The sequence below is a fragment of the Halosimplex carlsbadense 2-9-1 genome (genome assembly GCF_000337455.1).
GTDB classification, from domain to species: domain Archaea; phylum Halobacteriota; class Halobacteria; order Halobacteriales; family Haloarculaceae; genus Halosimplex; species Halosimplex carlsbadense.
This window is the reverse complement of sequence record NZ_AOIU01000004.1, coordinates 64,388-78,428: the sequence shown is the minus strand read 5'-3', so window position 1 is coordinate 78,428 and position 14,041 is coordinate 64,388. Positions and strand designations below refer to the sequence as shown.

Here is a 14,041-nt window from a genome sequence, read left to right as displayed (position 1 = left end):
GGTCAGACGAGGAGGGCGAAGGTCGCGACGGTCAGGAGCACGAGTCCGATGCCGTATTTGAGGCCGCTGCGAACGTCGTTCTCGGCGAGCTTGCCGGCGAGGAGGCCGCTGCCGAACCCCTGGACGAGCGCGGAGTGGAAAAACAGCACCTCGAAGACGTCGACGGGGACCGAGCCGCCCAGCGGGAGCCCGGTGGTGACCGTCGACTCGGGCAGCTCCGGGACGGCGGCCAGCGGGGCGAGGTAGCTCCGGCTCAAGAGGACGACCACGAGCAGGTAGACGAGGAATCCGAGGACGACGATAGCGACGTACGTGCCGACGGCGCGGCGCCGGGCTCGGCGGACCTTCGCCCGGGCGCGGGTGTCCGTCGCCGCGACCTCCAGGAGTTTGTGGAGGTCGCCGGTCGTCCGGCTCCCGTCGGCGATCAGGCGGACGGTCCGGGTCAGCCCGGGCACGCGCACCCGGTCGGCGAAGGAAAGCAGCGCCGACGGGAGGTCGTGGTTCCAGGCCACGTCGTTGCGGACCGTCCGCAGCTCGTCGGCCAGCGTCCCGCTGGTCCACCTGACCACAAGGTCGAACCCGTCGACCACGTCGATGCCCATGCGGTTCGCGCTCGCGAGGATACCCAGCACGTCGGGGAACCGCTCGGTGACGGTCAGCGACCGCCGCCGCTCGCGCTCGTGCAGCGCTGCCAGCGGCACGGTCGCCACCAGCAGCGGCGCCACCGCCAGCCCCGCAGTCGTCCGCACTGGCGCCGCGAGGACCGCCTCGACCGACGGGGTCACGACCCCCAGCGCGACGGCGAGGACGGCCACGCCGACCCCGAGCGGGACCGTAAGCGCCAGCGAGGCGCCGGGCCGCCGGCGGATTATCGCCGCGGGTCGGGTGACCAGCTCCCGGAGGCGCTGGCGGCGGGCCGACCGCTCGTAGTCCGCGTAGCGGTCGTCGTCGCCCGCGTCGGGAGTTGGTCGGGCCCCGTCGGCCGAGCGGGCGACCGCCGGCTGTTCGTACGGCGCCGACAGCAGGTCGATCAGCAGCAGGAATCCGAGCATCGCGAGCGGGAACCCCAGATACACCAGCAGCGCCACCTGGCCGACGGTGTCGGCGCCGAGCGAGCTCACGACGAGCATGACGACGATCAGAAAGAGCGGTGCGGCGACGAACGCGACGACGAACACCTCGCTGAGCGTCCCGAGCGTCTCGATGAACGCCGTCTGCTCGTCCATCGCCTCGTCGAGGTACTCGCGGGACTCCCCCTCCAGGAACGCCTCCAGGTCGCCGCCCGACTCCAGCACCGACAGCAGGTCGTCGAAGAAGCGCTGGAGCGGGTCGCTCGGCGTCAGCGTCCGCGCGTTGCCGAGCGCGGTCGGCAGGTCGTTGCCGAAGAGGTCGACCTCGCGGACGACCACGTCGAACTCGTTGGCCACCTCGCCGTACACCGCGTCGGCGGCGGCCAGCCGCCGACAGACCGCCAGAAACGTCATCCCACCGCTGGTGAGCGCGTACGTGTACGTGATGGCGTAGGGGAGCGTCAGCGCGATCTCCCGGCGGCGCGCCGCGACGACGCGTCTCGGGTAGTAGTAGTTGCGCCCGACCCACCCGCACCCGGCGCCGAGGACCGCCCCGGCGACGGCCGCGCCGACCAGGACCGGCCACGCGGTCGCCGCGAGCGCACCCGAGAGGACGGCCGCGAGGCCGGACCCGGCGGCCGCCCCCGATTGCGCCCCGAACGCGGTCCAGGCCACCACGCCACACAGCCCGACCAGGAGGCCGACCACGCCACACAGCGCTGCGACGTACGTACTCGTCACCAGGTACTCGTCGTACGTGACGCCGATCCGCGCCTGCTTGAGCCGGCGCGCCAGCCGCTGATAGCGGTCGGGGCGACGCTTGAAGAACGCGCGGACGTAGCCGTAGGCCTCGCGCAACTCCTCGCGCTCGCTCTCGCGGGCGGCGTGACCCGCTTCGAGCCCGCTGCCAAGCGCGGTCTCGGGCTCCGGCCGCCGCTCGACTTCCTCGGGCGGTCCCGGGTCGCCCCGGCGCTCGCGAGCGGCCTCGGCGTCCCCCGATGCGGGGTCGAGCGGTTCCCCGACCGGTTCCTCGAGCGCGTCGGCGATCACCGTCTCGGCCGTCTCGGGGTCGACGCCGGCCCCGCGGAACGGCGCGTCGTCGGCCGTGGTCTCGCTCTCGCGTTCCGTCGTGGTCTCGCCCTCGCTCTCGGTCGCGGTCCCGCGTTCGCGTTCTCCCGGGCCGCTCATGACTGGGTCCCGGCCGCGGGCAGGTCGGTCGGCTCGAAGCGGTCGGCGCGGATCGCCTCGACGACCGTCTCGGGATCGCGCATGAACCCGCGGATCGTCCGGCTAACGGCTTCGTAGTCCGTCGTGTCGGTCTCGACGAGGTGTTCGAGCACCTCGCGGCGCCGAGCGAGCGCGCGGTCGAGGCGCTCGTCGCTCCACCCGCGCTCGTCGGCGACGTCGTCGAGCAGCGTCGACTCGCCGACCCGCTCGATGGCGTCGGTCGCGGCGTCGTGTTCGAAGACGGTGCTGGTCGACAGGCCGGTCTCGGAGTCGTCGCGGTCGAGTTCGGCCAGCCGTCGGTTGCGCCGGACGCGTTTCTCGCCCTGCTGGACCTGCTGCTGGATCGCGACCAGGTCGAGGTTCGCGATCATCCCCGGCGGGACGTTCAGCGGGTCGTTCTCCAGGCGGCTGAGCATGCCGTCGATCGTGTCGGCGTGGAACGTGGTGTAGGCGGTGTGGCCGGTCGCGATCGACTGGAAGAACGTGTGGGCCACGTCGCTCTCGGTGCGGATCTCGCCGACGACGAGGAACTCCGGCCGCTGGCGCAGCGCCGACTGCAACAGGTCGAACATGTCGACGGCCCCGCGCTCGGCGGCGGTGACCGCCTCCCTCGTGACGCTCTGGATCCAGTTGTCGTGGGGCAGCGTGATCTCGGGGGTGTCCTCGATGGAGACGACCTTGCTGTCGGGCGGGATGAACAGCGAGAGGGCATTGAGCGTCGTCGTCTTCCCCGAGCCGGTGCCGCCGGCGACCAGCAGCGACTGCCGGTTCTCGATGGCCAGCCAGAGATACGCCATCTGGGCCAGCGAGAACGTGTTCCACTCGATCAGGTCGACCGGCGTGAAGGGCACCTCGGCGAACTTGCGGACGGTGAAGTTCGACCCGCGGGTCGTCACCTCGCCGCCCAGCGTCAACTGGACGCGCGAGCCGTCGGGCAGCCGCGCGTCGACCAGCGGGTCCGCGACCGAGAGATGCTTGCCCGCTCGCTGGGCGAGGCGGACGACGTAGGCGTTGAGCCGCTCGTCCTCGAAGGTCAGGTTCGTCCGCAGGTCGCGGTACTCGTGGTGGTAGACGAACAGCGGCGTGTCCGCGCCGTCACAGGAGATGTCCTCGATGCGACCGTCGCGCATGACGGGGTCGACCTTGCCGTAGCCGACCACGTCCCGGCGGAGGTAGTAGGCCACCTGTTCGAGCGTCCCGTCGGGGACGGTCGCGGCGTGGTCGGCCATCACCCGCGGGAGTTCCTCTTCGAGGACGGTCGCCCGGTCGGCCTCCTCGTCGATGTCGCGGTACATCAGGTCGCTCCGGAGCACCCGTATCAGGTCCTCGCGGACGTACTCCTCGAACTCGTCGAGGGCCGGTTCGACGACGTGATAGCGGTAGCTGTTGGTCGACTCGTCGTAGAGGACGGTCACGTAGGCGAACGGCTGGGCCACCCAGTAGCGTTCGCACTCGGCGTAGTCGTCGAGGTAGTCGAAGTCGAAAAACGAGGTCTCGATGTACTCGTCGGTGGGACGGCCGACGACCGTCTCGCCCTCGTGGGCGTCGAACCAGGCTCGAACGTCGTCGAGTACCGCCGTCTCGACCGCCTCGCGGTCGTTCCCGGTCACCGGCGCGGCGTCGCTCGTGCCGTCGCCATCGGCGGTCGTCGCTCGCTCGGATCCGTCGGCGGCCGCCGCTCGGTCGGCCTCGCCGTCGGGGGTCCTCGCGTCACTGTGTAAGTCGTCGGACATCCGTCGGGATACCCCACCGTTGGGCGCTCGAATCATAAAACCCGACGACGGAGAACCGCCGCCGCGCCGCGGTCGGCGAGACCCCGTAGTGATGCGGTTTCGCCGCGTTTCCGTCGCGAACTCGACCCGTCCTCGACGCCAGGACTCGGCCGACGACCCGGCGACCTGTTCCTCGAATCGGGATAACACTCTTGTATGGGACTGTCCCATCGTCACGGAGAGATGGGCGAGCGTATCGAGGACGTGACTGTGGTCGGCGGTGGGGACTCGGGGCTGCTCGCGGCGCTGGCGCTACAGCGGACGAACCCCGGGCTGGACGTATCGGTCGTCGACGACTTCGACCGGCCGATCCCGCAGGTCGGCAAGAGCACCTTCCTGGCCATCCAGCAGATCCTCCACGACTCGCTGGGGATCGACGAACAGCGGTTCGTGGAGGCGGTCCAGCCGGTCTGGAAGGCGTCGGTGTACTTCCGGGACTGGTGTGGCTGCGACCCGTTCCACTACCCCTTCGACCAGAGGCGGAAGTTCCCGAACCCCGAAGAGCGCGACACGGGCGAGGCGTACTACTTCTACTACGCGGAACTCGCCGACAGCGACGACCACCTGTCCAAATGCGAACAGCTGGTCGCCCAGGGGAAGTCGCCGTGGTCCTTCGAGCCCCGCGAGGGCGGCGCCCGCAAGTACGAGAACGTCGCCTATCACCTCGACACCGAGCGGTTCAACGGCTTCCTGCGCGAGCTGTGTCTCGAGCGCGACATCTCGCTGGTCGACGACGAGGTCGTCACCGTCGACACAGCCGGCGACCGGATCCGGCGACTGCGCGGCCGCGACCGGGCCTACGAGGCCGACCTCTACGTCGACGCGTCGGGCTTTTCGCGCGTCCTCAGAGGCGAACAGGACGCGGCGTTCCGCGAGTTCGACCTGCCGCTGGACGCGGCGCTGAACGCCCGCTCGGAGATCGACCTGTCGGAGGTGGTGCCGGCGACGGTGATCGACACGGGCGAGGCCGGCTGGTTCTGGCAGATCGACACCTCCGACAGCCGCGACCGGGGGTACGTCTACGCCTCCGAGTACGTCTCCGAGAGCGAGGCCCGCGCGGAGTTCGTCGACCACTGCGAGGGGATCGACGCCGAGGACGTGGTGAACTACGAGTTCTCGTCGGGGTATCACGACCGGGCGTGGATCGAGAACTGCGTCGCGGTCGGTAACGCCGAGGGGTTCGTCGAGCCGCTGCAGTCGACGGGGCTGACCGCCAACGCCAAGGCGTCGGTGACGCTCGCGACCCTGCTGTCGGGCCACGGGCGCGTTGCCACCGACGCGGTCCGCGAGCGGTACAACGCCTGGGTCGAGCGGACCTGGGAGTCGATTTACGACTTCGTCAGCGTCCACTACGCCTTCGCCGACGGCGAGACGGCGTTCTGGGAGTCGGCTCGGGGCCTCGATCTCAGCCCGCGCGTCGAGTTGCTCCTCGAGGACTTCGACCGGAACGGCTTCGACGCGCACGTCGACCCGACGATGGGCCACAGCGACGTCGACGAGCCGCTCTTCTTCCAGCCGCTGGACTTCTACGCGCTGATTCACAACATGGGCGCCACCTCCGAGTTCTACGAGGCCCACGACTTCGAAATCGACGACGAGACGCGCCGGGCGGTCGAGCGCAACTACGGGTCGATCCGCGACGACGTGGCCGACCACTACGACCACCGCGAGTTCTACCACGGCGCGCTCGGCCAGCACTGACCCGCCGCGAGCGGGTATCACTTACGTCGCTCGCCGCCCACGGTACCGTATGGACGGACGCGTCGAGCGGATACACCTCGTCGCGACCAGCGGCGGCGAGCCCGACCCGGTCGAGCGGGTCGAAGCGGTCGCCGGCGCGGGCCTGCGGGGCGACCGCTACTTCGACGATTCGTCGGGCTCGGCCCGCGCCGGCAGCGACCTGACGCTCGTCGCGAGCGAGGCGCTCGCCGCGGTCGAACGGGACCACGGGATCGACCTCGACCGGGGCGAACACCGCCGCAACGTCACCGTCGCGGGCGTCGACCTCGACGCGCTGGTCGGCGAGCGATTCCGGGTCGGCGATGCGGTCTGTGTCGGGACGGGGCCCTGCGAGCCCTGTGCGTACCTGGCCGACCGTCTGGACGAACCGGGCACGACCGAGGCGCTGGCCGGCCGCGGCGGCCTGCGCTGTCGGATCGTCGACGGTGGGCGGATCGACGTCGGTGATCCCGTCGGTTCGTGGCAGTGATCGCGGACGAGCGATGGATTGAACATCGAACGGTCCCAAATTCCGGCGATGACAGAACCGGTCGTCGGCGAACTGGTCGACCAAGAGACCGTCGCGTCGCGGGTCGAGTCGGGCGCGGCTCCCGACTGGGTCGGCGACCACTGGCGGACCTTCCGCGACGGGCTGCTCGGCGAGCGCAACGACAGTCCCTTTCCCTGTTTCTTCGGCGCGGAGTCGGTCGCCAACGGCGATCCGCTGTACACCGCCGTCCCGTCGATGACCGACAAGGACGCGCTGCTCGACCTGGGCCGGACGCTCCTCGAGTACCTCGACAGCTACGAGGCCCACAGCGACCGGGCGTCGCTCGTGACGTTCTTCCGGCCGCCGACAGAGCCGCTGTCGGAGGCGGCGTATCACCGGAGCCTGTGGCACGTCCTCCAGTTCCTGCACGTCCACGACCCCGAGCCGTGGCCAGCCGACATCCCGACCGACCCAGACGACCCCTACTGGGAGTTCTCTTTCGGCGGCGAGCCGATGTTCCCGACCTGCCGGGCGCCCTTCTACGACGACCGGATGAGCCGCTACTGCCCGGTCGGGCTGGAGATCACCTTCCAGCCCCGGGCGCTGTTCGAGAACCTCGACGTGACCGCCGACCAGCCAGCCGGCCAGCACGCCCGCGAGGTCATCCAGGACCGCCTGGAGGACTACGACGGCGTCTGCCCGCACGCCGACCTGGGCGACTGGGGCGCCGACGGCGACCGCGAGTGGGTCCAGTACATGCTCTCGTCGGACGACTCCGCGATGCCCGACGAGTGCCCCATCACGGTAACGCGCGAGCACCCGAAATCGGACGCGCTGCTCGGTGCCGGTCGCGGCCGGGCCGCCGCGAGCGACGACTGAGATGACGGGCGACTCCGCTGGGCCGTCCGCGCCGGTGCTCGTTCTCGTCGACTTCCAGCGCGGCTTCGACGAACCCGGCTGGGGGACGCGCAACAACCCCGACGCCGAGGACGCGGCGCTCCGCTTGCTGGGCGCCTGGCGCGAGGCCGGCGCTCCCGTAGCGCACGTCCGTCACGACTCGACGGAGGACGACTCGCCGCTCCGCCGCGACCGACCCGGGTTCGCGTTCACGCAGGGGTTCGAGCCCCGCGAGGGCGAAGCCGAGTTCGTCAAGCGGGTCAACGGCGCGTTCGTCGGGACCGACCTCGAACGGTGGCTCCGCGAGGGCGGTCACGAGGCCGTCGTCGTCTGCGGGCTCACGACCGACCACTGCGTCTCGACGACGGCGCGGATGGCCGAGAATCGGGGCTTCGACGTGACCGTCGTCCGCGACGCGACCGCTACCTTCGACCGGTCGCTGGGCGGCGTCTCCGGGAGCGAAGCGACCGGAGGCTCGTCGGACGAGCGGAACGAGTCCGACGGCGAGTCCTTCGACGCCGATCTGGTCCACCGCACGGCGCTGGCCCACCTCGACGGGGAGTTCGCGTCGATCCGGTCGAGCGACGAACTCGTCGATGCGCTCGAAGCCGGTCGGTGACGCGTCTCAGGACAGTTCGACGCTCACCCGCGCCCGCTCGTCGCGCGCGGAGCGGCCGACGACGACCGCGTACTCGCCGGCGTCGACCGTCCAGCCGTCGCGGGGGTCGTAGCGAGCGAGCGCCCGTTGCGGAACGGACAGCGAGACGGCCCGCCGCTCGCCGCCGTCGAGCGCGACCGACTCGAAGGCCGCAAGTTCGCGCTCCGGGCGGTCGACCCCCGCCGGCGCCGCCGGCGGTCCGACGTACGCCTGGAGGACCTCCCGACCGGGGCGGTCCGCGCGGTTCTCGACGGTGACCGCCACGTCGAGGGCGGTCGCTTCGAGATCGGCGGTCCCGTCGATGCCAGTGGCCTCGACCGCGAGGTCGGCGTAGTCGAACGCGGCGTAGCTCAGGCCGTGACCGAACGGGAAGCGGGGGGCGACGCCGTCGCGGTCGAACCCGCGATACCCGACGAAGACGCCCTCGCCGTAGTGGACGTGTTCGTGTTCGCCGGGGTAGCGGCGCTCGTCGCCGGCGACCGGGTAGTCGTCGAACCGCCGGCCGACCGTCACCGGGAGCCGTCCGCCGGGGTCGGCGCCGTAGAGCACGTCCGCCAGCGCTGCGCCGTCGGCCTGCCCGGGGTACCACGTCTGGACCACGGCGGCCGCGTCGTCGGCCCACGGCAGCTCCACGGGACCGCTCGACCGACAGACCACGACGGTGTCGGGGTTCGCTTCGGTGACGGCCCGGACGAGTCGGTCCTGCTTTCCGGGCAGCGCCATCGAGTCGCGGTCCTCGCCCTCGGTCGCGCCGTCCTGGACGACGACGACCGCGACGTCGGCGTCGGCCGCCGCCTCGACCGCGGCATCGAAGTCCGGTCCCCGGCCCAGTCGCCGCCGGAGTCCCGACCCCGGCAGGTCGAACATCGACGGGTTCGCGACCCGCTCGACCCCGCGCTCGAAGGTGACCCCGGGTGCGCTCGTCCGCCCACGCAGGCCCTCGACGGGACTCACGGTGCGGGTGGGCGTGACTTCCGAACTGCCGCCGCCGCCGACCTTCGCCTCGTCGGCGTTCGGCCCGACGACGGCCAGGGTGTCGCCGTCCTCCAGGGGGAGGACGCCGTCGTTCGCCAGGAGGACGGTCCCGCGGCGGGCCACCACCCGGGCGAGGTCGTGGTGGGCGTCCCGGTCGACGGTCGGCGCGGTGTCACCCGCGCTGTCCGACCGGGACCCGTCGAGCGTCCCCAGTCGGTCGTACAGCCCGAGGACGCGCCGGACCTTGCTGTCGAGCGTCGCCTCGGCGACGAGGCCGTCGGCGATGGCCCGACGCAGCGGGTCGCCGAAGAAATCGAACGGATAGGGGTCGGGCTGGCCGTCGTCGGTCACCCGGTCTGCGAGTCGCCACACCAGCGGCGGGTCGAGGTCGAGCCGCTCCGAGAGGCGGAGTCGGAGCATCGCGCGTAGGCCGCGGCTGTTCGGTGCGAACAGTTCGAGGGGAGAGGCGCCAGGCATCTCCAGGTCCAGCCCGCCATCGGCCGCGGCGACGGCGTCGTGAGTCCCCCACCAGTCGCTCATCACGACGCCGCCGAACCCCCACTCCTCGCGCAGGACGCCGTCGAGGAGTTGCTGGTGTTCGCTCATGTAGTGGCCGTTGACGCGGTTGTAGGCGGCCATCACCGCCGAAGCGCCGGCGTCGACGGCCGCGCGAAAGCCCGGGAGGTAGATCTCCCGCAGCGCGCGCTCGGAGACGACGGCGTCGACCGTGTCGCGGCGGCGCTCCTGGTTGTTCGCGACGAAGTGTTTGGCCGTCGCGCCGACGCCCCCCGTTTCGACGCCGTCGACGTACGCCGCGGCCGCCTCGGCGGTGAGCAGCGGGTCCTCGCTCAGGTACTCGAAGTTGCGCCCGCCGGTGGGGACGCGGACGATATTGAGTCCCGGCGCGAGCAACACGTCGTGGCCGCGAGCGCGCGTCTCGGCCGCCAGCGCGCGACCGAGTCGGCGGGCCAGGTCGGGGTCCCATGCCGCCCCCAGGGCGATGGTCGCCGGGAACGCCGTCGCCTGGCGGTCGCGGATCCCCAGCGGGCCGTCGACGAGCCCCAGCGGCGGGATATCGAGTCGCTCGACGCCGGGAACGTAGCCCGTGGCGTGTCCCTCGGGGTCGGCCCGCCCGCGGACCAACCGGAGTTTCTCGTCGAGGGTCAGCGCTGATAGGAGGGCGTCGACTCGGCCGTCACTCATCTGCCGGTGTGAGGGGTGCCGACGGGAAATCCGTTGTGGCGAGTCGTAGGTCGCCGTTCGAGGTGCTGTGTGATTCAGCGGACCGCGACCGCACTGGTCGCTACCGCGACTGCTCTCGTGCTCGTGACCGCAAACAGCGTGAAAGGGGTCGTCCTCTGCGGGAACCCGTACGAAGTAAGCACTGGAGCGAGCGCAGCGAGTTCGTCGGGCGGCCTTGCCGCCCGACTGTCCGAGGGACTTCGGCCCCTCGCTACCCGGGAGCGCAGAAGACGGGGGCTTTCACGCTGTCTGCGGTCGCGGTCGAGTCCGGGTTCGTACCGCCGACCGTTTTCGTTCCGAACCCCCACTCTCACCCCTCCTTTTCGACGCGGAACCACTCGCCGCGCCAGGAGATGGGGTACTCGACGATGCCCTTGATCGCGGCGAGGCTGTAGAACGGGAGGACGAAGGGGACGAGTAGCCACCCCAGCCCCACCGAGTCGACGACGCCGACGCGGCGGTCGAGCAGTCGGACGCCGAGGCAGATCCCGGCGAGCGTCCCGAGCGTCGCGGCGAGGACGGCCGGCCCGCCACCGACGGCGAGGACGACGGCCTGGGGCACCAGCGAGAGGACGACGAAGTTGCCGAGGATGGCGCCGCCGCAGAAGACCAGCGACGCGACGCTACGCGGGCGGGCGATCGGGTGCAGGCGGCCGAGTCGGCGGTGGAACACCTGGGCGTAGCCGGTCATCCAGCGCTTGCGCTGGCCCCACCAGTCCCGCAGGGTGTGGGCGCCCTCGATCTCGGAGGGGTAGGCAAAGGAGGACTGGACGGAGACGCCGTCCTCGTAGCAGCGGAAGGCGAAGTCGAAGTCCTCGGTGAGCATCCGCGGGTCGTAGCCGCCGACGCGCTCGTAGGTCGACCGGCGTACGACGAGCGCGTTGCTCGCCACCATGTCGAAGTCGGTCAGCAGGGCGACCAGCCGGTGGCTCAGATACCCGAGGACGACCGACTCGTAGTAGGTGACGGCTTCGAGGAGCCCGTCCGGGCGCGGGACGGTCCGTCCCTGGACGGCCTCGTGGTCGGCGAGGCCGGCGGCCGCGGCGGGGACGAAGGTCGGGTGGACGCGCTCGTCGGCGTCGAACACGCCGACGTAGGGCGCGTCGGTGTGGTCGACCGCGCAGTTGACGGCGGCGGCCTTCGAGCCGGGGTCGCGGTCGTTGACGAGACAGGTCACCCGGCGGCGCTCGGCGAGCGAGCGCGCGACCGACAGCGTCGACTCGTCGCCCGGTTCGCAGACGACGTAGACGGACAGGTCCCCGTAGTCGGCGGCCAGCAGGCTCTCGACGCTGCGGTGGAGCGCGCCCGCGTCACCGTAGGAGGGCACGATGGCCGCGATCTCCGGACCGCTCGCCGGGTAGGGGCCGCGGCGGCGCTCGCGGAGCACCTCCGTGACGAAGACGGCGCCGGAACTCAGCAGCGTCGCGGCGAAACTCAGGCAGGCGACCGTCGCGTTCAGGACGGTGACGCCCCCGATACCGACGAACAACAGCGGGATCGTGACGGCGATCCGCCCCTGGACGAACCCGACGGTGACGACGGCCAGCGTCGCGAGAGCGAAACAGGTCCGGTCGAGCCACCGGCGGAAGGTGTGCGTAACCATCGGGGCGGGGGTGGGTGCGGTCGAGCGGGGACCGTCGACGCCGTGGCGCGCTGGCAGGGGCGACGGACAGGCCGGTTACAGCGACTGTTCCGACCGGTACGCCCGGCCGTCCGGTAAGTGTTGCCCTTCCAACGGGTCGCGGTGATCCCGCCCCGGAGCGCGTCACCTCGTCGGAGGGCGTCGAGTCGAGGGTCGCGTCCGCGTCACAGTTATGTCGGTGTAACCCCAAACTGTGCTACCATCTCGACGGGTGCGCGGTACGGGCGATTCAACATGTACGGGCACGAACAACGACGGATCCGGACGATCCGGCGATCGGCCGGTTCCGACCACGGGCGACCACGGCGACGGGTGGTCCCGTGAGTTCCGCGACCCGTCGGTCCGGGCGTCCGACCGGGCGGATAGTCCGCAGGACCGTCGCGCTGGTCGCGACGCCGGCGGCCGTCGCCGGGGCGGTCGCGCTCGTCGGTCCCGGCGCGATACGGGCGGGGCTGGCCGGTGCGGACGCGGGCACCGTGGGCCTGGTCGCCGGCGTCGCGGTCGCGGTGCTGGTCGCCAGAGGCCTCGCGCTGGGCGTCCTGCTGGCTATTCTCGGTCACGACGCCCGGGTGAGTCGCGTCCTCGGCGCGTACGTCGCGACGACGGTCGTCAACACGGTCGTCCCGGGCGGCCAGGCGGGCGGCGCGCCCGTCAACGGCCTGCTCGTCGCGCGTTCCTCCGACGCCGACTACGAAGACGGCGTCGCCGCCGTCGTCGCCGTCAGCGCGCTCACCAACGTCCTCGTCGGCGCCTTCGGCGTCCTCGGGGTCGGCTACCTGCTCGCGACCGCGGGCGCCGGCGGCGTGGCGACGCTGGCGGCCGTCGGCGTCGGCCTGTTCGCGCTGGCCGTCGCGGGCGCGGTCGCCCTCTGGCGGGTCCGCGACCGGGCGACGGAACTGGGCGTCTCGCTGGCCGCCCGAATCGCCGGCGCGCTCCGGGTCGTCCCTCGCTTCACCCCGCCGGACCGGGCGGCCGTCGCCGAGCGGGTCGACGGGTTTCGGGACGCGCTCTCGCGCCTGCGCGGCGGGTCGCCGCGGCAACTCGCGACGCTCGTCGGACTGCTCGCGGTCGCCCACGCGTTGACCATCGTGGCGCTGTGGCTCTCCTTCCGGGCGGTCGGCGAGTCGGTTTCGGTGGGCGTCCTCCTGGCGGTCATCCCGGCCGCCGTCGCGGCGGCGGTCGTCCCGGCACCCGGCGGAAGCGGGGTCGACGCCGCGCTGGTCGGCCTGCTCGCCGCGGGCACGAGCGCCGTCGCGCCCGTCGCCGGGGCGGCCGTGCTGGTCTACCGCATCGCTACGTCGGGCCCCGCGCTCGTCGTCGGCGGGGGCGTCGTCGCTGCCGCGGTGTCGCTCGGGTGGCTTCGCGAGACCGACGACGGCGACGCTCGCGCGGACTGACTGACCGCACCGCCGCTCACTCCCCGGCGGCGTCGACCTGCCTTTTTGTGCGTCGCAGTCCGACGGACACCCATGGCACCCGTCCGCCGACTCGTCGTCGACGTGTTGAAACCGCACGACCCGCCGCTGCTCGCGTTCACCGAGCACCTGAGCGAACTCGACTCCGTCGAGGGTGCGAGCACGTCGCTCGTCGAACTCGACCAGGAGGTCCAGAACGTCAAAGTGACGCTGGAGGGCGAGGCGCTCGACTTCGACGCCGTCGAGGCGGCCGTCGAGGACCTCAGCGGGACGATCCACTCCGTCGACGAGGTGGCCTGCGGCGACTACGTCGTCGAGAACCGTCCGACGCCCCAGGACGGCTGACCGTGTCCGCGCTCGATCGGGTCCGCCGCCTGCTCGGCAAGGAGGACGTGCTCTCGATCGCCCGCCGCTATTTCGTCTCGAACGGCTTCGACGGGACGCTCACGGCCATCGGCGTCGTCGTCGGGGCTGTCCTCTCGGGCGTGCCCGACGGCGCGACGGTGATCAAGATCGGCGCCGGCGCCGCGGTCGGGCTGGGCACCTCGGCGCTCTGGAGCGTCTGGGAGATCGAGCGCGCCGAGACCCGCGCGGAGATCCGCCGCGTCGAACGGGCGATGCTCACCGACCTCGACGACACGCGCATCCAGCGCGAACAGAGCGGCGCCCGCGTCGTCCACGCGGTCGCGAGCGGTCTCGGCCCGCTCATCGGCATCCTGATCACCCTCCTCCCGTTCGTCTTCGAGGGGACCGTCTTCTCCATGGTCGAGGCCGCTCTCGCTTCCGTGGCGCTCGGTGTCGGGGTCCTCGGCGCCTTCGGCGCGTACATGGGCTCGATCTCCGGCCAGCGCTGGTACGTCGCCGCCGCTCGCATGGGGCTGGCCGGGCTGGTCGTCGCGGTCATCAACGTCTTCCTGCCGGGGTAGCGACCGGC

Annotated in this window: 11 protein-coding genes; 7 read left to right on the top strand and 4 right to left on the bottom strand. The window is 71.7% G+C overall.

Features of this window, described 5'->3' with window-relative positions; all coding sequences use genetic code 11:
• Positions 1-2: 2 nt before the first annotated feature.
• Both C475_RS00895 and C475_RS00890 read right to left on the bottom strand, forming a co-directional pair.
• Positions 3-2,258, bottom strand: a complete 2,256-nt coding sequence (locus C475_RS00895) for a type II secretion system F family protein (RefSeq protein WP_006881835.1) — start codon at positions 2,256-2,258, stop codon at positions 3-5.
• The gene (locus tag C475_RS00890) at positions 2,255-4,030 is read right to left on the bottom strand and encodes a type II/IV secretion system ATPase subunit (protein ID WP_006881834.1); all 1,776 of its coding nucleotides are present in this window, start codon (positions 4,028-4,030) and stop codon (positions 2,255-2,257) included. Before C475_RS00890 ends, C475_RS00895 begins: the two co-directional genes overlap by 4 nt.
• 222 nt (positions 4,031-4,252) lie before the next feature.
• On the opposite strand from C475_RS00890, the gene C475_RS00885 reads away from it, so the two are divergent.
• From C475_RS00885 to C475_RS00870, 4 genes are read left to right on the top strand one after another with little or no spacing between them, the layout of a single operon-like run.
• On the top strand, positions 4,253-5,770 hold the full coding sequence (locus C475_RS00885) for a tryptophan 7-halogenase (RefSeq protein WP_006881833.1): 1,518 nt from the start codon (positions 4,253-4,255) through the stop codon (positions 5,768-5,770).
• A gap of 49 nt (positions 5,771-5,819) precedes the next feature.
• Positions 5,820-6,278, top strand: a complete 459-nt coding sequence (locus tag C475_RS00880) for an MOSC domain-containing protein (RefSeq protein ID WP_006881832.1) — start codon at positions 5,820-5,822, stop codon at positions 6,276-6,278.
• A gap of 48 nt (positions 6,279-6,326) precedes the next feature.
• The gene (locus C475_RS00875) at positions 6,327-7,157 is read left to right on the top strand and encodes a YqcI/YcgG family protein (protein ID WP_006881831.1); all 831 of its coding nucleotides are present in this window, start codon (positions 6,327-6,329) and stop codon (positions 7,155-7,157) included.
• A gap of 1 nt (position 7,158) precedes the next feature.
• A complete protein-coding gene (locus C475_RS00870) occupies positions 7,159-7,794 on the top strand; it encodes a cysteine hydrolase family protein (RefSeq protein WP_049929858.1) in 636 nt (211 codons plus the stop codon).
• A gap of 6 nt (positions 7,795-7,800) precedes the next feature.
• On the opposite strand, the gene C475_RS00865 is transcribed toward C475_RS00870, so the two are convergent.
• The gene (locus tag C475_RS00865) at positions 7,801-10,011 is read right to left on the bottom strand and encodes a beta-glucosidase (protein WP_006881829.1); all 2,211 of its coding nucleotides are present in this window, start codon (positions 10,009-10,011) and stop codon (positions 7,801-7,803) included.
• Between the two features lie 349 nt (positions 10,012-10,360).
• Positions 10,361-11,653 (bottom strand): glycosyltransferase, encoded by a 1,293-nt coding sequence (locus C475_RS00860; RefSeq protein ID WP_006881828.1) that lies wholly within the window; start codon positions 11,651-11,653, stop codon positions 10,361-10,363.
• A 359-nt stretch (positions 11,654-12,012) separates the two neighbouring features.
• Between C475_RS00860 and C475_RS00855 the strand changes: the two genes are divergently transcribed.
• The 3 genes from C475_RS00855 to C475_RS00845 all read left to right on the top strand — a co-directional run bounded on the left by C475_RS00855 (position 12,013) and on the right by C475_RS00845 (position 14,033).
• On the top strand, positions 12,013-13,089 hold the full coding sequence (locus C475_RS00855) for a flippase-like domain-containing protein (RefSeq protein WP_006881827.1): 1,077 nt from the start codon (positions 12,013-12,015) through the stop codon (positions 13,087-13,089).
• A gap of 72 nt (positions 13,090-13,161) precedes the next feature.
• Complete coding sequence (locus C475_RS00850; RefSeq protein WP_006881826.1) at positions 13,162-13,452, top strand: DUF211 domain-containing protein; 291 nt, start codon at positions 13,162-13,164, stop codon at positions 13,450-13,452.
• Between the two features lie 2 nt (positions 13,453-13,454).
• On the top strand, positions 13,455-14,033 hold the full coding sequence (locus tag C475_RS00845; RefSeq protein WP_006881825.1) for a VIT1/CCC1 transporter family protein: 579 nt from the start codon (positions 13,455-13,457) through the stop codon (positions 14,031-14,033).
• Positions 14,034-14,041: the final 8 nt, after the last annotated feature.

Excerpts from the sequence above, each read along its gene's own strand:
- C475_RS00875 (WP_006881831.1), top strand. The coding sequence starts at position 6,327 with ATGACAGAACCGGTCGTCGGCGAACTGGTCGACCAAGAGACCGTCGCG.
- C475_RS00880 (WP_006881832.1), top strand. The coding sequence starts at position 5,820 with ATGGACGGACGCGTCGAGCGGATACACCTCGTCGCGACCAGCGGCGGC.
- C475_RS00895 (WP_006881835.1), bottom strand. The coding sequence starts at position 2,258 with ATGAGCGGCCCGGGAGAACGCGAACGCGGGACCGCGACCGAGAGCGAG.
- C475_RS00870 (WP_049929858.1), top strand. The coding sequence starts at position 7,159 with ATGACGGGCGACTCCGCTGGGCCGTCCGCGCCGGTGCTCGTTCTCGTC.
- C475_RS00860 (WP_006881828.1), bottom strand. The coding sequence starts at position 11,653 with ATGGTTACGCACACCTTCCGCCGGTGGCTCGACCGGACCTGTTTCGCT.
- C475_RS00850 (WP_006881826.1), top strand. The coding sequence starts at position 13,162 with ATGGCACCCGTCCGCCGACTCGTCGTCGACGTGTTGAAACCGCACGAC.
- C475_RS00865 (WP_006881829.1), bottom strand. The coding sequence starts at position 10,011 with ATGAGTGACGGCCGAGTCGACGCCCTCCTATCAGCGCTGACCCTCGAC.
- C475_RS00890 (WP_006881834.1), bottom strand. The coding sequence starts at position 4,030 with ATGTCCGACGACTTACACAGTGACGCGAGGACCCCCGACGGCGAGGCC.
- C475_RS00885 (WP_006881833.1), top strand. The coding sequence starts at position 4,253 with ATGGGCGAGCGTATCGAGGACGTGACTGTGGTCGGCGGTGGGGACTCG.